Annotated in this window: 19 protein-coding genes; 8 read left to right on the forward strand and 11 right to left on the reverse strand. The window is 73.5% G+C overall.

Features of this window, described 5'->3' with window-relative positions:
* Positions 1-96: 96 nt before the first annotated feature.
* A complete protein-coding gene (locus tag ACFYXU_RS05540; RefSeq protein ID WP_389407548.1) occupies positions 97-2,892 on the reverse strand; it encodes an FAD-binding and (Fe-S)-binding domain-containing protein in 2,796 nt (931 codons plus the stop codon).
* Between the two features lie 51 nt (positions 2,893-2,943).
* Between ACFYXU_RS05540 and serC the strand changes: the two genes are divergently transcribed.
* Entirely contained in the window at positions 2,944-4,062 is a 1,119-nt protein-coding gene (serC, locus tag ACFYXU_RS05545) for a phosphoserine transaminase (RefSeq protein WP_329851282.1), read from the forward strand.
* Positions 4,063-4,119: 57 nt separating this feature from the next.
* Here the strand turns inward: serC and ACFYXU_RS05550 are convergent, their stop codons facing one another.
* Positions 4,120-5,103 carry a WD40 repeat domain-containing protein gene (locus tag ACFYXU_RS05550; protein ID WP_389456568.1) on the reverse strand — a complete coding sequence of 328 codons (984 nt, stop codon included), beginning with the start codon at positions 5,101-5,103 and terminating at the stop codon, positions 4,120-4,122.
* A gap of 71 nt (positions 5,104-5,174) precedes the next feature.
* Here ACFYXU_RS05550 and ACFYXU_RS05555 point away from each other — a divergent pair, with 71 nt between their 5' ends.
* Both ACFYXU_RS05555 and ACFYXU_RS05560 read left to right on the forward strand, forming a co-directional pair.
* Positions 5,175-6,017: an alpha/beta fold hydrolase gene (locus ACFYXU_RS05555; RefSeq protein ID WP_389456570.1), complete on the forward strand. Its 843-nt coding sequence runs from the start codon at positions 5,175-5,177 to the stop codon at positions 6,015-6,017.
* Positions 6,018-6,077: 60 nt separating this feature from the next.
* Positions 6,078-6,764, forward strand: coding sequence for a GDSL-type esterase/lipase family protein (locus ACFYXU_RS05560; protein ID WP_329851286.1), 687 nt, complete (start codon positions 6,078-6,080; stop codon positions 6,762-6,764).
* Between the two features lie 4 nt (positions 6,765-6,768).
* Here ACFYXU_RS05560 and ACFYXU_RS05565 read toward each other — a convergent pair whose 3' ends face one another.
* Positions 6,769-7,188 carry a carboxymuconolactone decarboxylase family protein gene (locus ACFYXU_RS05565; RefSeq protein ID WP_389456572.1) on the reverse strand — a complete coding sequence of 140 codons (420 nt, stop codon included), beginning with the start codon at positions 7,186-7,188 and terminating at the stop codon, positions 6,769-6,771.
* A 36-nt stretch (positions 7,189-7,224) separates the two neighbouring features.
* Between ACFYXU_RS05565 and ACFYXU_RS05570 the strand changes: the two genes are divergently transcribed.
* Positions 7,225-7,758, forward strand: coding sequence for a MarR family winged helix-turn-helix transcriptional regulator (locus ACFYXU_RS05570; protein WP_376507367.1), 534 nt, complete (start codon positions 7,225-7,227; stop codon positions 7,756-7,758).
* Positions 7,759-7,944: 186 nt separating this feature from the next.
* Here ACFYXU_RS05570 and ACFYXU_RS05575 read toward each other — a convergent pair whose 3' ends face one another.
* The 4 genes from ACFYXU_RS05575 to ACFYXU_RS05590 form a co-directional block, all read right to left on the reverse strand.
* On the reverse strand, positions 7,945-8,934 hold the full coding sequence (locus ACFYXU_RS05575) for an aldo/keto reductase (protein WP_361392988.1): 990 nt from the start codon (positions 8,932-8,934) through the stop codon (positions 7,945-7,947).
* Positions 8,935-9,110: 176 nt separating this feature from the next.
* Entirely contained in the window at positions 9,111-9,695 is a 585-nt protein-coding gene (thpR, locus tag ACFYXU_RS05580) for an RNA 2',3'-cyclic phosphodiesterase (protein WP_389456575.1), read from the reverse strand.
* A gap of 37 nt (positions 9,696-9,732) precedes the next feature.
* A complete protein-coding gene (locus ACFYXU_RS05585) occupies positions 9,733-10,026 on the reverse strand; it encodes an FG-GAP repeat domain-containing protein (RefSeq protein WP_389456577.1) in 294 nt (97 codons plus the stop codon).
* Positions 9,951-12,005 (reverse strand): hypothetical protein, encoded by a 2,055-nt coding sequence (locus ACFYXU_RS05590; protein WP_389456579.1) that lies wholly within the window; start codon positions 12,003-12,005, stop codon positions 9,951-9,953. Before ACFYXU_RS05590 ends, ACFYXU_RS05585 begins: the two co-directional genes overlap by 76 nt.
* Positions 12,006-12,088: 83 nt before the next feature.
* Here ACFYXU_RS05590 and ACFYXU_RS05595 point away from each other — a divergent pair, with 83 nt between their 5' ends.
* Positions 12,089-12,589 carry a GNAT family N-acetyltransferase gene (locus ACFYXU_RS05595; protein WP_389456581.1) on the forward strand — a complete coding sequence of 167 codons (501 nt, stop codon included), beginning with the start codon at positions 12,089-12,091 and terminating at the stop codon, positions 12,587-12,589.
* 351 nt (positions 12,590-12,940) lie between these two features.
* Here the strand turns inward: ACFYXU_RS05595 and ACFYXU_RS05600 are convergent, their stop codons facing one another.
* Both ACFYXU_RS05600 and ACFYXU_RS05605 read right to left on the reverse strand, forming a co-directional pair.
* Positions 12,941-14,278 (reverse strand): MFS transporter, encoded by a 1,338-nt coding sequence (locus ACFYXU_RS05600; RefSeq protein ID WP_384565993.1) that lies wholly within the window; start codon positions 14,276-14,278, stop codon positions 12,941-12,943.
* Positions 14,279-14,305: 27 nt separating this feature from the next.
* A complete protein-coding gene (locus ACFYXU_RS05605) occupies positions 14,306-14,749 on the reverse strand; it encodes a MarR family transcriptional regulator (RefSeq protein WP_329851296.1) in 444 nt (147 codons plus the stop codon).
* Between the two features lie 201 nt (positions 14,750-14,950).
* Here ACFYXU_RS05605 and ACFYXU_RS05610 point away from each other — a divergent pair, with 201 nt between their 5' ends.
* Entirely contained in the window at positions 14,951-15,190 is a 240-nt protein-coding gene (locus tag ACFYXU_RS05610; RefSeq protein ID WP_329851297.1) for a hypothetical protein, read from the forward strand.
* Here ACFYXU_RS05610 and ACFYXU_RS05615 read toward each other — a convergent pair.
* Positions 15,160-16,605 (reverse strand): NCS2 family permease, encoded by a 1,446-nt coding sequence (locus tag ACFYXU_RS05615; protein ID WP_376507362.1) that lies wholly within the window; start codon positions 16,603-16,605, stop codon positions 15,160-15,162. The genes ACFYXU_RS05610 and ACFYXU_RS05615 overlap by 31 nt on opposite strands.
* Before the next feature lie 153 nt (positions 16,606-16,758).
* Between ACFYXU_RS05615 and ACFYXU_RS05620 the strand changes: the two genes are divergently transcribed.
* Both ACFYXU_RS05620 and ACFYXU_RS05625 read left to right on the forward strand, forming a co-directional pair.
* Positions 16,759-17,046: a DUF2530 domain-containing protein gene (locus ACFYXU_RS05620; RefSeq protein WP_376507361.1), complete on the forward strand. Its 288-nt coding sequence runs from the start codon at positions 16,759-16,761 to the stop codon at positions 17,044-17,046.
* A 124-nt stretch (positions 17,047-17,170) separates the two neighbouring features.
* Positions 17,171-19,579, forward strand: coding sequence for an HAD-IC family P-type ATPase (locus ACFYXU_RS05625; RefSeq protein WP_389407555.1), 2,409 nt, complete (start codon positions 17,171-17,173; stop codon positions 19,577-19,579).
* 36 nt (positions 19,580-19,615) lie between these two features.
* On the opposite strand, the gene ACFYXU_RS05630 is transcribed toward ACFYXU_RS05625, so the two are convergent.
* Complete coding sequence (locus ACFYXU_RS05630; RefSeq protein WP_389456584.1) at positions 19,616-22,762, reverse strand: sacsin N-terminal ATP-binding-like domain-containing protein; 3,147 nt, start codon at positions 22,760-22,762, stop codon at positions 19,616-19,618.
* Positions 22,763-22,835: the final 73 nt, after the last annotated feature.

Consider the following 22,835-nt stretch of genomic DNA (forward strand, 5'->3'; position numbering starts at 1 on the left):
CGGTCCCACCCGACACCTACGAGGCAGCCCCGCCCCATGCGCCTCAGAAGCCCGCACCCCCCGCCCAGCCCCACCCCGTGAACCTCAAACCCGCACCTACAACCCCTCCCCCAACCCCTCCGCCAGCAGTTCCGCGAGGTGCCGGCCCCGGTGTTCCGTCAGGTCGGCGATCTGGGTGCGGCACGAGAAGCCGTCCGCCAGCACCGTCGGGTGCTCCGCCGAGCGGGGGACCGTCGGGTGCTCCGCCGCGCGGAGGGCCGGCAGCAGTTGGTCCTCCGCGCAGGCGACCGACACCTCGTAGTGGCCCGGTTCGAAGCCGAAGTTGCCCGCCAGGCCGCAGCAGCCGCCCGCCAGCTCGCCCGTCAGGCCCGCCCTCTCCCGCAGCCGGCGGTCCGCCCCGTCGCCCAGGACCGCGTGCTGGTGGCAGTGCGTCTGGCCGGTCACCGGCCGGTCCAGGCGCGGCGGAGTCCAGTCGGGCGCCAGTGTCTCCAGCGCCTCCGCGAAGGTGACCACCGACGACGCCAGGCGCGCCGCCCTGGGGTCGTCCGGCAGCAGTTCCGGCAGGTCGGTCCTGAGGGCCGCCGCGCACGAGGGCTCCAGGACGACCACCGGGCCCGTCAGCTCCTCCGTCACGTCGAGCGTCCGCAGCATCACCTTGCGCGCCGCCCCCAGCTGCCCCGTCGACACGTACGTCAGCCCGCAGCAGACCCGCCCCGGCGGCAGTTCCACGCCGAGGCCCGCGTCCTCCAGGACGCGGACGGCCGCCTCGCCCACCTCGGGCGCCAGGTGGTTCGTGAAGGTGTCCGGCCACAGCGTGAGCGCCGGCGTGCGGTTCGAGGCGCGCTCGGCGAACCAGGACACGAAGGACCGTTCCGCCACCCTCGGCATCGCCCGCTCCGGCGTCACCCCGGCCAGGCGCGCCGCGAACGGCAGCGCCATCGCCGCGTTCAGCCCCCGCCCGAACCGCGCGAGCCACCCCGGGAGCCGGCCCATGGTCCAGTGCGAGCGGGGCCGCGCGAGGGGCCGCCGCGCGTAGTGCCGGTCCAGGAACTCGGCCTTGTACGCCGCCATGTCGACGCCCACCGGGCAGTCGCTGCGGCAGCCCTTGCAGGACAGGCACAGGTCGAGCGCGTCCCGGACCTCCTCCGAGCGCCAGCCGTCGGTGATCACCTCGCCGAGCGCCATCTCGTGGAGGAGCCGCGCCCGGCCCCGGGTGGAGTGCTTCTCCTCCCCCGTCGCCCGGTACGAGGGGCACATCACGCCCGGCCCGGTGCTGGGCCCCGCCACCCGGCACTTCGCCACGCCCACGCACCTCGCCGCGGCCCTGCCCACCCCGGCGCCCGTCCCCGTCGCCACCACCGGGAGGCCCGTGAAGCGGAGACCCGAGTCCAGCGGCTCCGGCCGCACCAGCGTCCCCGGGTTCAGTCCCCCGTCCGGGTCCCACACGTCCTTGACCGCCCCGAACAGCCCGACCAGCTCGTCCCCGTACATCCGGGGCAGCAGTTCGGCCCGCGCCCGCCCGTCGCCGTGCTCCCCGGAGAGCGAGCCGCCGTGGGCGACCACGAGGTCGGCGACCGCCTCCGAGAAGCGCCGGAAGTCCCGTACGCCCGGCTCCGTCCACAGGTCGAAGTCGATCCGCACGTGCACGCACCCGTCCCCGAAGTGCCCGTACGGGACTCCCCGGAGGCCGAACTCCGCGAGGAGCGCGCGGAAGTCCCGCAGATAGGCGCCGAGCCGCGCCGGCGGCACCGCGCAGTCCTCCCACCCGGGCCACGCGTCCCCGCCGCCGGGCAGCCGCGTCGCCGTCCCCGCCGCGTCCTCCCGGATCCGCCACAGCGCGCGCTGCCCGGCCGGGTCCCGCACCACGGCGGCGTCGAGGGCGTCCGCCGCCCGCACCAGGCGGGCGGCCGCCCCCGCGCCGTCGACCTCGCAGAACAGCCACGCCCCGCCCCGGGGCAGTCCGGACGCTCCCCGCACGAGGTCGGCGGCCATGCCCTCCACGGTCAGCGGCCCGTGCGGGAGGAGCCCGGCCGCGGCGTCCGCCGCCGCGCTCTCGTCGGCGTACCCGAGGACCACGAGGACCGGCTCGGCCGGCAGCGGGACGAGCGCGACCGTCGCCTCCGTGACCACGCCCAGCGTGCCCTCGCTGCCGCAGAAGGAACGGACCACGTCGACGCCGCGCTCGGGGAGCAGCGCGTCGAGGGCGTAGCCGGAGATGCGGCGCGGCAGTCCCGCCGGGTATCCGGTCCGCAGGAGGGCGAGGTTCCGGTCGACCAGGCCGAGGAGCCCGTCGGGGGCGCCCCGCCCGTCGCGCCCCAGCGTCAACGCCGTGCCTCCGTACGTCACCACATCGAGCGAGCGCACGTTGTCCGCCGTGGTGCCCCAGGCGACCGAGTGCGCCCCGCAGGCGTTGTTGCCGATCATGCCGCCGAGGGTGCAGCGGCTGTGCGTGGAGGGGTCGGGTCCGAAGGTCAGCCCGTGCGGGCGGGCCGCCGCCCGCAGCCGGTCCAGGACGAGTCCGGGGCGGACGACGGCCGTGCGCGCGGAGGGGTCCAGGGAGACGATCCCGTCCATGTGCCGTGTGAGGTCGAGCACGACGCCGGTGCCGGTCGCCTGGCCCGCGATCGAGGTCCCGGCGCCGCGCGCGACGACCGGGGTGGTGCCGTGCGCCCGGCACACCTCCAGGACGGCCGCGACGTCGGCGGCGTCGCGCGGCGCGACCGTACCGGCCGGAACGCGGCGGTAGTTGGAGGCGTCCATGGTCGTCAGCGCCCTCGCGGTGGCGGAGAAGTCGACGTCTCCGGCGACGGCGGCGCGCAGGTCGGATGCCAGTCCGGACGGGTCTTCCTGGTGTCTTCCCACAAGCCCAGGATGTCTCAGTCCTCGTCTCATCGGGCGGACATCCGGCGACCGGCCCCTCCCCGACCCGATACTCTCCGCCTCGTGGCTGAGATCCGGATTCCCGCTGACATCAAGCCCGCCGACGGCCGTTTCGGCGCGGGCCCCTCCAAGGTGCGTACGGAGGCGCTGGACGCCCTGGCCGCCACCGGCACCTCCCTCCTCGGCACGTCCCACCGCCAGGCTCCGGTCAAGAACCTGGTCGGCGAGGTACGTGCCGGCATCTCCGACCTGTTCTCGCTGCCCGAGGGCTACGAGGTGATCCTGGGCAACGGCGGTTCGACCGCCTTCTGGGACGTCGCGACCCACGGCCTCATCGAGAACAAGTCGCAGCACCTCACCTTCGGCGAGTTCTCCTCCAAGTTCGCGAAGGCCGCCAAGCTGGCTCCCTGGCTTGCCGAGCCGACCGTGATCTCCTCCGACCCGGGCACGCACCCGGAGCCGGTGGCCGAGGCGGGCGTCGACGTCTACGCGTACACGCACAACGAGACCTCCACCGGTGTCGCCGCCCCGATCCAGCGGGTCGCGGGCGCCGACGAGGGCGCGCTCGTCCTGGTCGACGCGACCTCCGGCGCGGGCGGCCTCCCGGTCGACATCACCGAGACGGACGTCTACTACTTCGCTCCGCAGAAGTCCTTCGCCGCCGAGGGCGGCCTGTGGCTCGCGGCCTTCTCCCCGGCCGCGCTGGAGCGGGCGCAGCGGATCCACGCGTCCGGCCGTCACGTCCCGGAGTTCTTCTCGCTGCCGACGGCGATCGACAACTCGCTGAAGAACCAGACGTACAACACCCCGGCGCTGTCGACGCTGTTCCTGCTCAACGAGCAGCTGAAGTGGATCAACGGCCAGGGTGGTCTCGACTGGGCCGTGGCGCGGACGAAGGAGTCCTCGGACGCGCTGTACGGCTGGGCCGAGGAGTCCAAGTACGCCTCGCCGTTCGTGACGGACGCGGCGAAGCGCTCGCAGGTCATCGGCACGATCGACTTCGCCGACGACGTGGACGCGGCGGCGGTCGCGAAGGTGCTGCGCGCCAACGGGATCGTGGACACCGAGCCGTACCGCAAGCTGGGCCGCAACCAGCTGCGGATCGCGATGTTCCCGGCGATCGACCCGGCGGACGTGCGGGCCCTGACGGCCTGTGTCGACTACGTCATCGAGAAGCTCTGACCCCCTAGGTCGCACGCAGGGCCCGGTACCGAGACGTCTCGGTGCCGGGCCCTCCGGCTATCCCTTCCTCAGCAGGCGCTTGACGCCGACCACGAGGACGGTGGCGCCGGCGAGGACGAGGAAGCCGGTGGTGACGCTGCCCTGGCCCCCCTGCGCGGGGGACGCCGACGGGGAGTCGGAGGCTCCGCCCGGGGTCCGGGCCGGCTGCCGCGCGGGCCGGTCGGCCCGGTCCACCCGTACCACCCGGCTGTTCCTCCCCTCGGAGCCGAACATGAAGGCCGAGCCGTCCGGGGTGTACGTCACGGACTCCGCCTGGCCCTGGAAGGGGGCGCCGACCGCGGTGCCCTCGTCGCCGAGGCGGCCGTCCTTCCAGGTGTACTCCCTGGCGCTGAAGTAGCCGCGCAGGACGAGCCGGTCGCCGTCCGGCGAGAAGGCGCCGTCGGTGACCCAGGGCACCTCGTCGACGCGCCGGAAGACGTTCGTGCCCGACGCGGAGAGGTGCTCGGGGCCGGCGTACAGCCCGCCGCCGTCCTCCTTCTTGCTCGCGATGTAGACCCGGCCGGTCTTCGGATGGACCATCAGGGCCTCGGCGTTGCGGGGCCCGTCCGCGTACTTCACGACGTACTGCTTCGCCCGCACGGTCTGGTCCTTCAGGGTCGCCGGCTCGGGGAAGCGGTAGATCCAGACGTGGTCCCAGGAGCCGTCGAGGTTGTCGCCGATGTCGCCGACGTAGAGGTCGCCGTCCGGGCCGACGGCGATCGCCTCCATGTCGCGGGGGGTGCCCACGCCCGCCATGGTCAGGGTCGCGACGGTCTTTCCCGTACGGGAGTCGACGCCGTAGATCAGGGGCGCGTCCTGGTCGTTGTGCGTCCAGTAGATCCCCGGGTGGGCGCGGCTCGCGGCGAGTCCGCTGGACTCGGTGATCCGGGAGTCCTCGATCGTGAAGTCCCGGTCGGGTTCCTGCCCTTCGGCACGGGCGTGGGCGGCCGGGAGCAGCACCAGGGCGGCGGCCGCGCCGAGGGCGCACAGAGCAGATCGCATGGGATCAAGCGTGCCACGGCCCCGGGGGATCCCGCTTGACCTGCGGGGACGGCACTGCCAGGGTCGCGCTCATGCCTACCTTCTCCGCTCCCGACGGCACCCTGCTCGCCTACCACGTGTCCGGTTCCGGCGCTCCGCTGATCTGTCTGCCCGGCGGCCCCCTCCAGGACTCGGTGTATCTCGGCGAGCTCGGCGGGCTCGGCGCCCACCGCACCCTGATCCGGCTGGACCTGCGGGGCACGGGCGCCTCGGAGGTGCCGGAGGACCCGGACTCGTACCGCTGCGACCGGCTCGTGGAGGACGTGGAGGCGCTCCGCGCGCACCTCGGTCTGGACGCGGTCGACCTGCTCGGGCACTCGGCGGGCGCGAACCTGGCCGCGCTGTACACGGCCCGGCATCCGGAGCGGGTGGCCCGGCTCGTGCTGCTGACGCCGGGCACGGCGGCCGTCGGCCTGGAGACGTCCGGGGAGGAGCGGCTGGCGGCGGCGCGGCTGCGGACCGGGGAGCCGTGGTTCGCGGAGGCGTACGTGGCGCTGGAGGACCTGACGGAGGGCCGGGGGACGCCGGAGACGTTCAAGGCGGTGGCGCCGTTCTTCCACGGGACCTGGGACGAGGCCGCGCGGGAGCGGGAGGCGGCGACGGAGCGGCAGCGGAACGCGGAGGGCGCCGCGGTCTACGCGAGCGAGGGCGCCTTCGAACCGGAGGCCACGCGCGCGGTGTTCGCGGAGTTCGGCCGTCCGGTGCTCGTGGTGGCCGGGGAGGGCGACGTCAACACGCCGGTGCCGACGGCGACCGCGTACGCGGCGCTCTTCCCGAAGGCGGGGTGCGCGGTCCTGGCGGGGGCGGGGCACTTCCCGTGGCACGACGACCCGGCGTGGGTCGTGTCGAGGGTCGGGTCCTTCCTGAACGGCTGACCCGGTCCCGTGTCCCGGATCACGTCGCAGCTCCGGGACGCGGTCCGCGATGATGTGACCATGCGTTTTCTGTTCGTCGGCGACAGCATGACCATCGGACGCGCCGGCGACTGGACCTGGCGTTACCGCATGTGGGAGCACCTGGAGGCGACGCTTCCCGGCGGGTACGAGATCGTCGGCCCGCGCTCCGGCCTGTACGACCCGGCCGTCGACGCGCCGGCCTCGGAGGCGTACCCCGATCCGGCGTTCCCGGCTCCGGCCCGGCGTCATCTGGCGGGCTGGGGCGAGGGCTGGCTGCACATGGCGCCGGTGATCGGGGAGGCGGTGGCGGCCACGGGCGCGGACGTCCTGCTGGTCTCGCTGGGCCTGATCGACCTGGGCTTCTACACGAACAGCGACCAGACGGAGGAGAACGTCCGGGCGTTCGTGGCGGCGGCCCGGGCGGCGAACCCGCGGGTCCGGGCGGTGCTCCTGCCGGTCATACCGAACGTCCGGGCCGGGTACGACGCCGGGTTCGCCGCCGAGTGCGCCCGCTTCAACGAGCTCCTGGCGAAGGCGGTCGCGGACCTGGACACGGCCGCGTCGCCGCTGCTGCTGGCGTCGGTCCCGGACTCGTACGACCTGCGGGCGGACACCTACGACGGCACGCATCCCGGCCCGTCCGGGGAGCGGAAGCTGGCCGCCGCCTTCGCCGGAGCGATGCACCAGGCGTGGGGCGTCGGCGGTCCGTACGTCCGCGCCGTGTGAGGGGTCAGGCGGCGCGGGTGAGGCGGTTCGCGAAGGTCGACAGGGTGTAGGTGCCGATGCCGAGGACGACCTCCAGGGCGTTGCGGCGGGAGTACCCGGCCTTCTCGAAGGCGGCGAGGTCCTCGTCGCTCACGGCTCCGGACGAGGCGAGCACCCGGAGGGTGAACGTCCTGACGGCGTCGAGGCGTTCGGCGTCGGGGGCCGGTCCGAGGGCGGCGAGCTTCGTCTCGTGCATGTCGACGCAGAGGTGGCACTGATGGCGCTCGGCGACGGTGAGGACGACGGTCTCGCGGGAGTGCGGGGCGAGGGTGGTGGACTCGAAGATCGCACTGAGCCGGAGGAAGCCGTCGAGGGTCTCCGGGGACTCCTTGAGGAGGGCGACGGCGGCGGCGGTGCGGGCGGACAGGTCGAGCGGTGCGGACACGGTGGTTCCCCCAGGACGGACGATAGAATGGACAACATGGTTGACCATGTCGCTGGAGAAAACGTAAACCAGGTTGTCGATATCGGCAAGGGGGCACCCGCGCGCGCCACGCCCGGGTACGAACTCCCCCTGCTCCTCTTCGGCGGCTTCCGCACCCTCATCGACCGGCTCCACGCCCGGCTCGCCGAGGAGGGCCACCCCGACCTGCGCCCCGCCTTCGGCTTCGCCATGCAGGCCATCGGCGCCGGGGGCGCCACCGCCAGCGACATCGGCCGCCGCCTCGGCGTCTCCAAGCAGGCCGCCGGAAAGACCGTCGACCGGCTGCTCGCCGCCGGCTACGCCGAACGCGCCGACGACCCCGAGGACGCCCGCCGCAAACTCGTCCGCCTCACCCCCCGCGGACACGACGCCCTCGCCCGCTCCGCCGCGGTCTTCGACGACCTGCGGGCGGAATGGGCCGCGACCCTCGGCGCGGACCGCGTCCGGGACATGGAGGCGGCCCTGCGGAACGTCGTCCCCGCGGAGACGGCGTTCCGCCTGGACGCCACCAGCTGGCTGGGCGGCCCCTGACCGGGGGCACAGCGGGCCGGACCGGGGGCACAGCGGGCTGGGCCCAGGCCGGGGCACAGCGGGCCGGACCGGGGCCACAGCGGGCTGGGACCAGGCCGGGGCCCGGTCGGCCGGGCGGCTCCCGGCCGGGGCCACCACCCGCACCAGCCCCCCGCGCCGCCCTCGGACCGGGGCCCTACCCGCCCGTCACCAGGCGAAGGCCTCCGGGGACGGGCCCGGACCGGGGAAGATCTCGTCCAGACCGGCGAGCAGCTCCTCGCTCAGCTCCAGCTCCAGCGCGCGCAGCGCGCCCGCCAGCTGCTCCGGGGTGCGCGGCCCGACGATCGGACCCGTGACGCCCGGACGGGTGAGCAGCCAGGCCAGCGCCGCCTCGCCCGGCTGGAGACCGTGCTTGTCGAGCAGGTCCTCGTACGCCTGGAGCTGCGCCCGCACCGCCGGGTCGGCCAGCGTGGCCGCCGCGCGCCCCTCGGTGCGCCGCTTGCCCTCGGTCTCCTTCTTCAGGACGCCGCCGAGCAGACCGCCGTGCAGCGGCGACCAGGGGATGACCCCGAGGCCGTACTCCTGCGCGGCCGGGACGACCTCCATCTCGGCGCGCCGCTCGAAGAGGTTGTAGAGGCACTGCTCGCTGACGAGCCCGACCGAGCCGCGCCGGGCGGCGGTCTCGTTGGCCTGGGCGATCTTGTAGCCGGGGAAGTTGGAGGAACCGGCGTACAGGATCTTGCCCTGCTGGATCAGCACGTCGACGGCCTGCCAGATCTCCTCGAAGGGAGTGGCACGGTCGACGTGGTGGAACTGGTAGACGTCGATGTAGTCCGTCCCCAGCCGCTTCAGGCTGGCCTCGACGGCCCGGCGGATGTTGAGCGCCGAGAGCTTGTCGTGGTTGGGCCAGGCCTCGCCGTCGGGGCCCATGTTCCCGTACACCTTGGTGGCGAGGACCGTGCGGTCGCGACGGCCGTCGCCCCGGGCGAACCAGGAGCCGATGATCGACTCCGTCCGCCCCTTGTTCTCCGCCCAGCCGTACACATTGGCCGTGTCGAAGAAGTTGAGCCCCGCTTCGAGGGCCGTGTCCATGATGGCGTGACTGGTTGCCTCGTCCGTCTGGGGTCCGAAGTTCATCGTCCCGAGGACGAGTCGGCTGACCTTGAGTCCGGTGCGTCCGAGCTGCGTGTACTCCATGGACGTCAAGCCAACTGCTTCGAGCGCACTCGAAGCAAGGGGCTTCCCACAGCATGGGCCGGGCGGGGTACGGGAGGCTAGCGGCCCACCAGCGAGGCCACCGCGATGATCGCGAACATCAGTACGAGCACACCGGCCATGATCCGGTTTCGGGTCTTCGGGTCCACCCGACGAGGTTAACCCGAGCGCCCCTCCCGCCCCTCAAGGGGCCAGGCGGCGACCGTCTCGTACCGGGGCCGCTCGCCCCGCACCCCGCTCACCGGCAGGTTCGACCGGACGAGCAGCAGCTCCCCGACCCGCCACCGCGCCCCCTCGAAGCCCCCGAGCCCGTCCACGAAGGCCCCGAGCGCCACGTCCTCGCCCCGCGCGCGGCCGACGGTCAGATGGGCCCGGTAGCGGCGGTGCTCCTCCATCGGGACCCCGGCCCGGCGCGCGGCGGCGTCCGACCGCTCGGCGAGCAGCCGCAGCGTCTCCAGGTCACCGGCGACACCCGCCCACAGCGCCCGCCGCCCGAAACGGCCGCCGCCGTGCAGCCGCAGCGTGAAGGCGGGCGTCCGGTGCGCGGCCCGCTCCAGACGTGTCCCCAGCTCCGGCAGCAGCTCCTCGCCGACCTCCCCCAGGAACGCGAGGGTGAGGTGCCGGCCGGTCCGCTCGGTCCAGCGGATCCCGTCCGCGCCGGGCAGCCCGCGCAGCCGGTCGACGGCGTGCTCCAGCTCGTCCAGGCACTCCCGAGGGGGCACGACGGCGGCGAAGAGCCTCATGGCAGCAGTGTGGCAGGGCGGGGACGCCGGGGCGGGGTCAGGAGACCTGCTGGACGACGCCGCCGCCCCAGCTCTCCCCCGTTCCGGCCTCGGTCGTCGCACGGGGCTCGAACGGGGCCTTCCAGTCGCCCGTGCCCGCGTAGAAGTACGCGGCCGGGGCGCCCGTCGACGACCGGGCGTACAGGTCGGGGCGCCCGTCCTTGTCGCCGTCACCGATGCCGACGACGTCGGCGTACACCTTCCAGCCGCCGCCGATCACCGTCCGGGGCGCGAAGGTGCCGTCGCCCCTGCCCAGGTGGAGCCAGAGCGTCCCGGCCTTGTCGCGGGCCACGAGATCACCGGCCGTACCGCCGCCGATGTTCCCCGTGGCGGTGATCCGGTCGTAGATCCCCCATCCGTGGCCGATCTTCCTCCGGGCCTCGAACGGAGCCGTCGTCGACCCCGTCGCCCGGTACAGCCACAGGTCGCCCCCCTGTCCGTCGCGACCAGGTCGGGGCGCCCGTCCCCCGTGAGGTCGCTGCCTCCCGTGAGCTGGGTGTACGTGTTCCAGCCGCCGCCGATCCGCACCCGCGGCTCGTAGCCGACCCGGCTCTGGCTGCCGGTGCCGCGGTGGAGCCAGAGGACCCCGTCCCGGTCGCGGGCAACCAGGTCGGCGGCGTTCGAACCGGCGAGGTCGCCGGTGGCCTCAACCTGGTCGTACACGTTCCAGCCGCGCAGTCCGGAGGTGTTGCTCCTCAGCGGGACGAGCCGTCCCCGCGCGTCGTCCCAGCGCGTGCCGATCTGGTCCAGGTAGCCGTCCCGGTCCCTCGCGACCAGGTCCGGCGCCCCGTCGTCGTCGAAGTCGTGGGCCTTGGGGGACCGGGTGACGGTGAGGGTGCCGGAGACGGTGACCGTGGGCATGCCGTTCCACGGCCGGGCGGTGACCGTCCACTCGTAGGCGCCGTTGGGGGCGGGCCTCGGCTCCCCCTGGCCCACCTCGCCGGGCCAGTCGAACCCGAGGCTTCCGTCCGGGAAGGCGCCGGAGCCGGAGGCGGGCCGGACGACCGTCTCGAACGTCTCCCACCCGTTCTTCGGCTTCATCCGGACGGTGAGGTCCGCCCGGGTCGTGGAGAACTTCCAGGAAAGCCGGGCCTTGGCGACGCCGTCCAGGTCGACGGTGGCGGGCGCGCCCCCGGCGTACGCCAGGGGGGTGGCTCCGGCCGGCTCGCCGGTGGCGGCGATCAGCTCGGCCGCTGGGCGCCCGTCCGCGCCGACCGCGACCCGGTAGACGCCCGCCCCACGGGCGGCGCTGGTCCCGAGGACGAGGAAGGTGCCGTCCGGGCCCCGGGCGACGTCCGTGGCGTGGTCGAGGAGCTCCACCGTCGACCCGTCCTTCAGGGAGCGGGCCGAGAACGCGTGCCACGGAGTGGCGTTGCCCGGACCGGCGCCCCACAGGAACCAGTCGCCGAGCAGGCCGCCGGTGATCGTGGTCGCGTCGTCCGGACCGAGCGGGGTCCGCACGACCTCGTCCTGCCCCCGTACGGCCGTGGCGAGGAGCAGCTTGCCGCCGGTGCGCTCCGTCCAGCCGACCCGGTCGGGGGCGACGAAGGAGGACCTCGGCACGTACGGCGTCGGCCAGCCGGGGTCAGGAGCGGTCCGGTACGTCCCGGTGGGCTGCCCCGTCCGCACGTCGACGACCTGGTCGCGGTCGCGGTCCCGCAGGACCGCCGTGCCGGACAGGGTGTCCGGCATCCAGACGGGCTCGGCGTACGAGCCGCCCACCGGGCGGACGGTCGGCCGCCCGCCGTCGAGGTCGATCAGCTTGACCTGCCGGCGCGGGCGGTCGGTCACCAGGAGGGTCGAGCCCGAGACGGCGTCGAGGAAGCCGCGGGTCTCCGTGCTCGCGGTCAGGTCGAGGGTGACAGGCGCGGCCCCCGTCGCCATGTCGTACACGCGCACCGTCGAGGTCGGGATCTCCTCGTCCCCGGGGTTGTTCACCGCGTGCGCGACCACGACGACGTCCGAGCCGGGCCCGCCGCCGAGGACGTAGTCGCCCTCGTGCTTCTCGAAGACCGTCGACACCCCGTCCGCGTAGCGGGTCCAGCGCGCGCGGCCGTCCGCGTCCTGGGAGAGGAAGCCGGTCCTCCCGGCGTCGACCAGTTCACCGCCGGAGGCGAGGAAGGGGACGGCGATCGGCGCCGCGGCGGCCGGAGCGGTCACGGCCGGGGGCGCCGCGGCGGCGGGCGGGGCGAGGAACGGGCCGGACGCGACCACCGCCAGGACGATCCCCACCGACACCGGGACACGACGACGAGACGAAGCAGCGTTCAAGGCGTATTCCTCCCCCTACGAGATCTTTCCGGTGGATACGACTTCCGGCCGCCTCGAAGGGTTGTGCGGCTAGTCTCACGGAGATGAAGATCCGGAAGGGCGGGGCGGAGGACCTCCCCGCGATACTCGCGATACTCGACAGCGCCGTGGTGTGGCTCAACGGCAAGGGGATCACCGCCCAGTGGGGCACGGAGTCGTTCTCCGCGCGGGCGAAGGCAGTGGAGCAGGTCGAGCGGACGATGTCCGAGGGCGATCCGTGGATCGCCGAGATCGACGGCGTGCCGGCGGGCACGATGACGCTGACCCCGCACCCGGGCCCGCACGTCCCGCCGGCCGGGGAGCCGGAGGTGTACGTCCGGCTCCTCGCGACGGACGCCCGGTTCCACGGCCACGGGGTGGGCGCGGCGCTTCTGGCCCACGCGGAGGCGGAGACCCGGCGCCAGGAGGTCTCGCTCCTCCGGGTGGACTGCTTCGCGGGCAGTGAGGGCCGCCTGATCGCGTACTACGAGGGCCAGGGCTTCACCCGCACCGAACCCTTCCGGGTCGGCGACTGGCCGGGCCAGATCCTGGAACGACGCCTCTGAGAACGGCGTCGCCGCCCTGAGCTTGCCGGGCCCGGGGCCGGGGACAAGGCCCCGGGCCCCGCTCCGGGGGCCCGGGAGTGCGCGGGGTCCCGGGTCCCGACCAGGACCGGGGCCCGGCCGGGACCGGGGCCCGACCAGGACCCGGGTGCCGCCGCCCGCCCCGGGGCGACATGTCGGGGGGCCGAGTCGCCGCCCGCACCGGGGCCACGGCGGGGAGGCCGGGTCCGCCGCCCGCCCCGGGATACGTCGGGGGGCCGGGTCCGCCGCCCTCCTGAGGGCTACGTCGGGGGCCCGGGTCGCCGCCCGCACCGGGGCCACGTCTGGGGGCCGGGTCCGCCGCCCGCACGAGGGCTACGCGGCGGTCACGAGGCGCTCGCGCGCCACGAACCGCACCCGCGGGTGTCCGCGGTGCCAGCCCATCGCGACCTTGAGGCCGCCCACGCGGGCCAGCACCAGGCCCACGACGACCGCCGCGATGAGCGAGATCAGGCCGCCCGCGGCGAAGCCGACGCGCGCGCCGTACGTGTCGGTGACCCAGCCGAGGAGCGGTGCCCCGATCGGCGTACCACCGGCGAAGACCATCATGTAGAGGCTCATGACGCGCCCCCGCATGACCGGGTCGGTGGCCATCTGGACCGCCGAGTTCGCCGCGATGTTCACCGTGAGGCCGATCGTGCCGACCGGCACCAGCAGCACCGCGAACAGCCAGAACGTCGGCGACAGGGCCGCCGCGACCTCCAGGGCGCCGAAGACGGCCGCGGCGACGACCACCATCCGCAGCCGGGTGGAGCCGCGGCGGGCCGCGGCGAGGGCGCCCACCAGGGAGCCCGCCGCGATGAGGGTGTTCAGGAAGCCGTACGCGCCGGCGCCGACGTGGAAGACGTCGTCGGAGAACGCGGTGAGCCAGATCGGGAAGTTGAACCCGAAGGTGCCCACGAAGCCGACGAGGACGATCGGCCAGAGCAGGTCGGGCCGCCCGGCGACGTACCGCAGGCCCTCCCGGAGCTGTCCCTTGCCGCGCGGGGCGCGCTCCACCTTGTGGAGCTCGTTCGTCCGCATGAGCAGCAGGCTCACGAGGGGCGCGAGGAAGGAGAGTCCGTTCAGCAGGAAGGCCCACCCGCTGCCGACCCCGGCGATGAGGACACCGGCGACGGCGGGTCCGACGAGCCGCGCGGACTGGAAGTTCGCGGAGTTCAGGGAGACGGCGTTGCGGAGCTGGCCGGGGCCGACCATCTCGGAGACGAAGGCCTGCCGGGCGGGGTTGTCGACGACGGTGACCATGCCGAGCAGGAAGGCGATCAGGTACACGTGCCAGACCTGGATCGACCCGGAGAGCGTGAGGACGGCGAGCGCGAGGCCGCACAGTCCGAGGGCGGCCTGGCTGACGAGCAGCAGGCGCCGCTTCGGGTAGCGGTCGGCGATGACACCGCCGTACAGGCCGAAGAGGAGCATCGGCAGGAACTGAAGGGCCGTGGTGATGCCGACGGCGGCGGCCGAGCCGGTGAGGCTCAGGACCAGCCAGTCCTGGGTGATCCGGGCCATCCAGGTACCGGTGTTGGAGACGATGGCTCCGGTGAAGAACAGCCGGTAGTTCCGGATCCTGAGCGAGGAGAAGGTTTCCCCCCGCCCACGGGTGTCGAGGGTGGGTCGGTGGACGGGTGCGGAGTCTGCTCCGGGTCCCGTACTCAAAGTGCGTCGCCTCCTTGGCGCAGGGGATTACAGGTGGGCGAGCTTCTCCAGGACCGGGGCCGCCGCGCGCAGCTTCGCCCATTCGTCCTCGTCCAGCCCTTCGGCGAGGGAGGCCAGCCAGGCGTTCCGCTTGCGGCGGGACTCCTCCAGCATGGCCTCGGCCTGCTCGGTCTGGCTGACGACCTTCTGCCGCCGGTCGTCGGGGTGCGGCTCGAGCCGGACCAGTCCCTTGGCCTCCAGCAGCGCGACGATGCGGGTCATCGACGGCGGCTGGACGTGCTCCTTGCGCGCCAGCTCGCCGGGGGTGGCGGAGCCGCAGAGCGACAGGGTGCCGAGCACCGACATCTCGGTCGGGCTCAGCGACTCGTCGACGCGCTGGTGCTTGAGGCGTCGGCCCAGTCGCATGACGGAGGAGCGGAGCGCGTTCACGGCCGCGACGTCGTCGGCGGTGCCGTGGGACAGATCTGGCATGTTTGTTAGCCTAACTCATTACTCTGTCTAAATACCAACAGGAACGGGCGGACGTCACACGCATCACACCGCCCTCCCCCGCGCCTGGCGACAGCACGGCACACGCCAGATCACGCTTCGGCATCCATGTATCACCCGAACGAGTGAGCCGGATCCGGAAAGTGACGCAAAGAGCCCCCGGCTGCCCCGACCCTGAACGGCATGGGATCGACAGTGCTCAGCCTGCGCATCGACGGTGAGCTGCTCGACCGGCTCAGGAGTCACGCCGCGAAAAGGGGAATGAGCGTCCAGGACTACGTGGCCCGGACGCTCATTCGCGAGGATTTCGACGAGCGGTTCAAGACCGCGGTCGACGAGACGGAGAAGTTCTACGGTCCGGCCTGCGGTTCCCCCGCGGCCGAACCCGGCGATCACGTGAGGCCGAGCGCCGGCATCGCGTAGTAGAAGACGAAGACCGCCGACACGATGTACATCGCCACCGGGACCTCACGGCCCCGTCCGGCCGCGAGGCGCAGCACGCTGAAGGTGATGAAGCCGATGCCGATGCCGTTGGTGATCGAGTACGTGAACGGCATCATCACCATGGCCAGGAACGCCGGCACCGCGATGGTGTAGTCGCTCCAGTCGATCTCCTTGATCGACCCGGCCAGGATCAGGAAGCCCACCGCGAGCAGCGCGGGGGTCGCCGCCTGCGACGGCACCATGGTCGCGAGCGGCGTGAGGAACAGCGCCACCGAGAACAGGGCGCCGGTCACGACCGAGGCGAGACCGGTGCGCGCGCCCTCGCCGACACCGGCCGTGGACTCCACGAAGCAGGTGGTGGCGGAGGAGGAGGTCGCGCCGCCGGAGGCGACGGCGAGGCCGTCGACGAGGAGGACCTTGTTGATGCCGGGGAAGTTCCCGTCCTTGTCCATCAGCTTGGCCTCGTCGCCGACGCCGAGGATCGTGCCCATCGCGTCGAAGAAGCAGGACAGCAGGACGGTGAAGACGAAGAGGACACCGGTCAGCATGCCGACCTTGTCGAAGCCGCCGAAGAGGCTGACCTGCCCGACGAGGCCGAAGTCGGGCGAGGCGACCGGGTTGCCGGGCCACTCCGGGGTGGTGAGGCCCCAGGACGGGACGGTCGCGACCGCGTTGATGACCATGGCGACGATCGTCATGACGACGATCGAGATCAGGATCGCGCCCGGCACCTTGCGGATGATCAGGGCGAGGGTCAGCAGCGTGCCCAGGATGAAGACGAGGACCGGCCAGCCGGTGAGGTGACCCGAGCCGCCGAGCTGGAGCGGGACGGTGGTGTGCGCGGCGTCGGGGATGCGGGAGACGAAGCCCGAGTCGACGAGGCCGATCAGCATGATGAAGAGGCCGATGCCGATCGCGATGCCCTTGCGCAGGCCGACCGGGACGGCGTTCATCACGCGCTCGCGCAGTCCCGTGGCGACGAGCAGCATGACGACGAGGCCGGCGAGGACGACCATGCCCATGGCGTCCGGCCAGGACATCTTCGGCGCGAGCTGGAGCGCGACGACCGTGTTCACGCCGAGGCCGGCGGCGAGCGCGATCGGGACGTTGCCGATGACGCCCATGAGGAGCGTCGAGAAGGCCGCCGTGAGGACGGTCGCGGTGACGAGCTGGCCGCCGTCGAGCTGGTGCCCGTACATGTCCTTGGCGCTGCCGAGGATGATCGGGTTCAGCACGATGATGTAGGCCATCGCGAAGAAGGTGGCGAAGCCGCCTCGGACCTCGCGGGCGACGGTGGAGCCGCGCTCGGAGATCTTGAAGTAGCGGTCGAGTCCGGAGGCCGGGTTTCCGGGCGTCTCGGGGGGCATGGCCTTGGCGGGGGCCGTCGTGCTCATGGGGGTTCCTCTTCGGAGGTTCTGAGAAGTCCTTTTTGGCGGTTCATACGAGTGGAACCCGCCAGAGGCAAACCGTTTCAGTATGAACACATGAACGAGCGGGAGTCCATCTCCGCGCGTAGACCCGAAAACGCGCCACCTAGACTGGGCCCCATGGCGAAGTGGACACCGAAGCACGAGGCACCCGAGCCCCTCGAAGGGCCCGTCGTCGCCACCATCACCGGCGGAACGATCCTCTGGTTCGTCCTCTTCCTCGTCCAGGTCCCCTTCTACGGCTGGTTCGACGACCGGGACCTCACCTGGTGGGTGTGGACCTGCCTCGCCGGGGCCGGGCTCGGCCTGATCGGCATCTGGTACGTACGGAAGCGCGACGCGGCGATCAAGCGGCACGCGGCGGCCCAGGCGGCCGGCCCGGCCCCCGAGGCGCGTCCGGGGGCATGACCCCCGCCGGTCGGACGACACCCACCCGGCAGGTGGGACCAGGGGACGATTCCCCTCCTCCCCCGGTCTGATCTTCGCCTTTCTCGGCAGGTGAACGACCGAATCCGGCCGTACCGTCGAAAACATGACTCAGCGGGCGAAGATCGACACGGACGGCGGCGGAACGGGGACGACCGGGCCGCCCGTGGTGCACCGCCCCGCCGGGCTGACCTCCGCCGAAGTCGCCGAACGCGTCGCCCGCGGCGAGGTCAACGACGTCCCCGTCCGCAGCTCCCGCTCCACCACGGAGATCGTCCGCGCGAACGTCTTCACCCGCTTCAACGCGATCATCGGCGTGCTCTGGGTGATCATGCTCTTCGTCGCCCCGATCCAGGACAGCCTCTTCGGCTTCGTGATCATCGCGAACACCGGCATCGGCATCTTCCAGGAACTCCGCGCCAAGAAGACCCTCGACGGCCTCGCCGTCATCGGCGAGGCGAAACCCACCGTGCGGCGCGACGGCACGGCCGCCGAGATCTCCACCTCCGGGATCGTCCTGGGCGACCTCATCGAACTGGGCCCCGGCGACAAGGTCGTCGTCGACGGCGAGGTCGCCGAGGCCGACAGCCTGGAGATCGACGAATCGCTCCTCACCGGCGAGGCGGACCCGGTGGTGAAGAAACCGGGCGACCGCATGATGTCCGGCTCGTTCGTGGTCGCCGGCGGCGGCGCCTTCACCGCCACCAAGGTCGGCCGCGAGGCCTACGCCGCCCAGCTCGCCGAGGAGGCGTCCCGCTTCACCCTGGTCCACTCCGAGCTGCGGACCGGCATCTCCACGATCCTCAAGTACGTGACGTGGATGATGATCCCCACCGCCATCGGGCTCGTCATCAGCCAGCTCGTGGTGAAGGACGACAACTTCAAGGACGCCGTCGCCCGCACCGTCGGCGGCATCGTCCCCATGATCCCCGAGGGCCTCGTCCTGCTGACCTCCGTCGCCTTCGCGATCGGCGTGATCCGCCTCGGCCGCAAGCAGTGCCTCGTGCAGGAGCTCCCCGCGATCGAGGGCCTGGCCCGGGTCGACGTGGTCTGCCTGGACAAGACGGGCACGCTCACCGAAGGAGGCATGGACGTCACCGGACTGCGCCCCCTGAACGGCGCGGACGAGACGTACGTACGGAAGGTCCTCGGCGCACTCGGCGAGTCCGACCCGCGCCCGAACGCCTCCCTCCAGGCGATCATCGACGCCTATCCGGAGACGGTGGAGTGGCGCTGCACGGAGAGCCTGCCGTTCTCCTCCGCCCGCAAGTACAGCGGTGCCTCGTTCAGCGAGGGCGACGGGGAGAACTCGACCTGGCTCCTCGGCGCCCCGGACGTCCTCCTGAAGGCCGGGGACCCCGTCCTCCCCGAGATCGACCACCTCAACGAGGAAGGCCTGCGCGTCCTCCTCCTCGCCCGCACGGCCCACGGCCTCGACTCCCCCGACCTCACCGCCGACGCCCACCCCACCGCCCTCGTCGTCCTCGAACAGCGCCTGCGCCCCGACGCCGCCGACACCCTCGCGTACTTCGCCGACCAGAACGTCGCCACCAAGGTCATCTCGGGCGACAACGCCGTCTCCGTGGGAGCCGTGGCCGGAAAGCTGCGCATGGCGGGCGCCGAGAACACCGTGGACGCCCGCCGGCTGCCCGCCGACCGGGAGGAGATGGCGAAGGTCCTCGACGAGAACGCGGTCTTCGGCCGGGTCACCCCGCAGCAGAAGCGGGACATGGTCGCGGCGCTCCAGTCCCACGGCCACACCGTCGCCATGACCGGCGACGGCGTCAACGACGTCCTGGCCCTGAAGGACGCCGACATCGGCGTGTCGATGGGCTCCGGCTCGGAGGCGACGCGGGCGGTCGCCCAGATCGTCCTGCTGAACAACAGCTTCGCCACCCTCCCGTCGGTGGTGGCCGAGGGCCGGCGGGTGATCGGCAACATCACCCGCGTCGCCACCCTCTTCCTCGTGAAGACGGTCTACTCGGTCCTGCTCGCCGTCCTGGTGGTCTGCTCCCAGGTGGAGTACCCGTTCCTCCCCCGCCACCTGACGCTGCTGTCCACCCTCACCATCGGCATCCCGGCCTTCTTCCTCGCCCTCGCCCCCAACAAGGAACGCGCGAAACCGAACTTCGTGCGACGGGTCATGCGGTACGCCGTCCCCGGCGGCGTCGTCGCCGGCGCGGCCACCTTCACCACCTACCTCCTGGCCCGCCACCACTACACGGGCCCGGACGCCCTGGCCGCCGAGACCAGCGCGGCCACCCTCACGCTCTTCCTGGTCTCCATGTGGGTCCTCGCGATCATCGCCCGCCCCTACACCTGGTGGCGCGTGACCCTGGTCGCCGCCATGGGAGCCGCCTTCCTCCTGGTCCTCGCCGTCCCCTGGCTCCAGGACTTCTTCGCCCTGAAGCTGGTGGGCGTGACCATGCCGTGGACGGCGGTCGGCATCGCGGCGGCCGGCGCGGCCCTCCTGGAAGCCGCCTGGCGCTGGGTGGACCACCGGTTCGCGGCGTAGCGGCCCGGCCGGGGGTGCCGGCCGGGCCGGGGCCCGCTAGTCGAACCAGCGGTCGCGGGCCAGTTCCGCCGTCCGCGACGGGTCCTCCAGGAGGGCCGCCACCTCGAAGCGGCGGGGCCACTGGGCGGCCGCCCAGGCCAGGCCCGCGGCCACGCCCTCCAGGGTGGCGGCGTGCACCACGCCGTCCGGGGTGCGGCGCCAGTCGAGCTCGACGCCGCCCGCGCGCAGCTCCTCGTGCTCGACGTACGAGGCGGGGGTCGCGGGACCCAGCAGGGCGTGGACCGACGGCGGGACCTCGTGCTCCTCGCCGGCCGTCGTCACCTCGGCCTCCACGACCTCGCTCAGACGCCGGACCTGGAAGAGGTCGGCCAGGTCGTCGGCGCGCGACGGGGACACCGGCAGCAGCGGCAGGCCGCCCGCCAGCGGGAGGAGGTCGGGGGCGTCCGCCACCAGCGCCTCCGACGCCTCCACCACGACCAGCTCGCCGTCCACGACCGCGCGCAGGTCGTCGGGGAGCGTCACCTGCTCGGGGTCCAGGTCGGCGAGCGCCGTGTACAGGGCGTGCAGCTGGACCGCCGTCACCTCCCGCGACGGGTCCGCCAGGCGAGCCAGGAGCTCCGCCCCGCCGCCCGGCTCGTCGAGGAGCGCCGCGACCGAGGTGCGGACCCCCAGGGCCCGCAGGACCTGCTCGTCCTCGAAGCCCGTCGCGTCGGCGGGGTCGTACAGCCCGGCGAGCAGCGGATCCGACCCCGCCGCGCGCAGGCCCGCCGGGCGGCGGCCGTCCAGGACCGGGTGGTCGCGCAGCCACCAGGCCGTGTACGAACGGACCGTCTCCGTCCGGCCGTCCGGCAGCAGGATCCGCACCGGCTGCGTCAGGGCGTCCCTGAGCGGCGGCTGCGCCAGCAGCGCGAGGGCCTGCGGCCAGGCGCCGTCGTCGACCAGATCCAGGTCCCGCACCGCCACGATCTCCGTCGCCACCGGCGGCACCGGAGTCATCGGAAGGCGGTCCAGGACGTCCTCGCACCACACGTCGACCGCGTCGAGCAGACCCGCGTCGTCCGGCTCCGGGTAGTCGCCCTCACGGGGCTCCACCTCGTCCGGGTCCAGGACCAGGTCGGTCGCCCGGACCAGGGCGAAGTTCGCCAGCACCCCGCACGCGGCCAGCGGCTGCTCGCCCCAGCGGGCCGCCAGGTCCGCGTCCACGAAGGCCAGTTCGTCCTCCCGCATCACCGCAGCGAACGCCGAGCCCGGCAGGACCAGCTCGCCCGCCGGGGACAGCTCGCCGTCCTCGTCCGGGAGCGCCAGCGCGCCCAGCCACGGCTCCTCGCCCGGCTCCAGCTCCGCGTCGCGCACCAGCGCGAGGACCGTGTCGGCGAGCTCCTCCGCGTCCAGCGCGTCCGCGTCCTCGTCCCAGATCTCCCCCGCGTCCAGCGACGCCGCGACCGCCGCCCGGACCTGCGGGGTCGTCAGGACCGCGCGGGGCGTGGCCGGGAGGGCGCCCAGCTTCTCCAGCAGCGGATGGGCCGCCTCCGGGTGCGCCACCTTCAGCCCGAGCCGGGTCAGCTCGGCGGGCGTCCGGTCCTGCGGCAGGAGCACCTGACGGGGACCGATCGTCGCCCGGATCCGGGTGCCGTCGGCGGGGTCCGCGAGCGGCACCGGGAGGCCCGTCAGCCGGTCCGGGTCGACCCCGGCCAGCGAGTCGTACAGCCGCCACCACCACGTCGGCGCCCGGTCCACGCCCGCCAGGCGGTCGATCGCCTCCGTCAGGGGGACCCGGCCCACGCCCAGGGTGCGCAGCTCGGGGCGGCGCTCCAGGCCGGCCGGGAGGAGCGTCGGGAAGACCTCGGCGAGCACCTCGACGGTCTCCGCGCCCGCGCCCTCCGCGACCTCCGCCTCGATCGGGCGGAGCGCCGGCAGCTCCTCGGAGGGAGCGGCCGGAGCCAGGAACGCGACCCTCGGCAGCCGGTCCAGGATCGCCTCCCGCAGCGCCCCGTCGAGCGGGCCCTTGCCGAGCGGACCCGGCACGAGGTCGAGCGTCGCCGTCGTCACCGGGTGCCACTCCGCGAGGAGTTCGGCGTACGCGTCGGCCGCTCGCTGCACCAGGAAGTCGGTGAGCCGCCCCGGCGCCGGGTGCCGCCGGGCCGTGTCGAGCGGGAGGGACGCGATGAGCAGGGCGGGGATGCCCAGCGGCTCGTCCGTGGGCGTCGGGGCGTGCACCACGGGGGTCGTCCGGGGGTACTTCGGGGCCCCCTCCGGGTCCACCGGTACGGCCCAGGTCACCGACCAGTGCGGGCGGAGCCGCTCCTCGACCGGACGGTCCTTCAGGAGCCCGGCGTCGAGCGGGCCGCCGTGGGTGACGGTCCGCCAGCGGTGGCCGCCGGTGCCCGTGTCGTCGATCCGGACGTACCCGTCCTCCTCGGAGCGGCGGAGGGTCCGTACGCCACCCCCAGGGGTCTCCACGACGATCTCCGCGAGACCCGGAAGGGTGAGGAGCAGGGCGTCGTCGACGGACGTGAGGAGCCGCTCCGCCAGGTCCTCGGCGGCGGTGTCCCGCAGCGGCAGGACGACGACGGTGTCGTACCCGTCGGGCGCGGTGCCCTCGGCGGGCAGCGGGAGCCGGAGCAGCGGTACGTGGCCGTCGCGGCGGCGCAGTTCGTCGCCGAGGCCCGGACTGTACCGGGCGGCCTCGGCGGCCAGTTCGCGCGCCTCCGCCAGGGACCAGCGGACGCCGCCGTGCCGGCCCAGGACGGCGGGCTCGTCCGTGACGGCGAGGACGGCGGCGAAACCGACGCCGAAGCGGCCGACGGCGCCGTGGGTCTGCTCGCGCTTCGCGGACGCGCGCAGCGTGGACAGCGACTCGGCGCCCGTGGCGTCCAGCGGGGCGCCGGTGTTCGCGGCGGCGAGGAGCGCGGGGCCCTCGTGGTCCGCCGGATGCAGGGTCAGGCGCAGGCGGCCGGTGACGCCGGCGCGGTGGGCGGCGTCCGAAGCGTTCTGGGCCAGTTCCACGACGAGGCGGTCGCGGTAGCCGCCGAGGGCCAGGTCCTCCTCGGCGTTGGCGTCCTCACGGAAGCGGGCGGGGCTCGCGCCCCAGGCATCGAGCACACCCCGCCGCAGCCGTGCGGTGCCGAAGGGGTCGGTTCCGTCGGTCGTCGTCCGGACGCTGACGCTCACGTCTGACTCCACTCTGCGGGGCGGTCGTTCCCGGACGTCGATGCCCGGGGCCCGAAGGTACCGCGCGAAACGCCCGCCCCATGAC

It is taken from the genome of Streptomyces sp. NPDC002232 (assembly GCF_042890295.1).
Taxonomy (GTDB): domain Bacteria; phylum Actinomycetota; class Actinomycetes; order Streptomycetales; family Streptomycetaceae; genus Streptomyces.

What these genes read in the sequence shown, in the direction of transcription:
- ACFYXU_RS05595 (WP_389456581.1), top strand. Translation starts at nt 12,089, where the DNA reads ATGAAGATCCGGAAGGGCGGGGCGGAGGACCTCCCCGCGATACTCGCG.
- ACFYXU_RS05620 (WP_376507361.1), top strand. Translation starts at nt 16,759, where the DNA reads ATGGCGAAGTGGACACCGAAGCACGAGGCACCCGAGCCCCTCGAAGGG.
- ACFYXU_RS05540 (WP_389407548.1), bottom strand. Translation starts at nt 2,892, where the DNA reads ATGAGACGAGGACTGAGACATCCTGGGCTTGTGGGAAGACACCAGGAA.
- ACFYXU_RS05575 (WP_361392988.1), bottom strand. Translation starts at nt 8,934, where the DNA reads ATGGAGTACACGCAGCTCGGACGCACCGGACTCAAGGTCAGCCGACTC.
- ACFYXU_RS05550 (WP_389456568.1), bottom strand. Translation starts at nt 5,103, where the DNA reads ATGCGATCTGCTCTGTGCGCCCTCGGCGCGGCCGCCGCCCTGGTGCTG.
- ACFYXU_RS05570 (WP_376507367.1), top strand. Translation starts at nt 7,225, where the DNA reads ATGGTTGACCATGTCGCTGGAGAAAACGTAAACCAGGTTGTCGATATC.
- ACFYXU_RS05615 (WP_376507362.1), bottom strand. Translation starts at nt 16,605, where the DNA reads ATGAGCACGACGGCCCCCGCCAAGGCCATGCCCCCCGAGACGCCCGGA.
- ACFYXU_RS05555 (WP_389456570.1), top strand. Translation starts at nt 5,175, where the DNA reads ATGCCTACCTTCTCCGCTCCCGACGGCACCCTGCTCGCCTACCACGTG.
- ACFYXU_RS05605 (WP_329851296.1), bottom strand. Translation starts at nt 14,749, where the DNA reads ATGCCAGATCTGTCCCACGGCACCGCCGACGACGTCGCGGCCGTGAAC.
- thpR (WP_389456575.1), bottom strand. Translation starts at nt 9,695, where the DNA reads ATGAGGCTCTTCGCCGCCGTCGTGCCCCCTCGGGAGTGCCTGGACGAG.
- ACFYXU_RS05610 (WP_329851297.1), top strand. Translation starts at nt 14,951, where the DNA reads ATGGGATCGACAGTGCTCAGCCTGCGCATCGACGGTGAGCTGCTCGAC.
- ACFYXU_RS05625 (WP_389407555.1), top strand. Translation starts at nt 17,171, where the DNA reads ATGACTCAGCGGGCGAAGATCGACACGGACGGCGGCGGAACGGGGACG.
- ACFYXU_RS05560 (WP_329851286.1), top strand. Translation starts at nt 6,078, where the DNA reads ATGCGTTTTCTGTTCGTCGGCGACAGCATGACCATCGGACGCGCCGGC.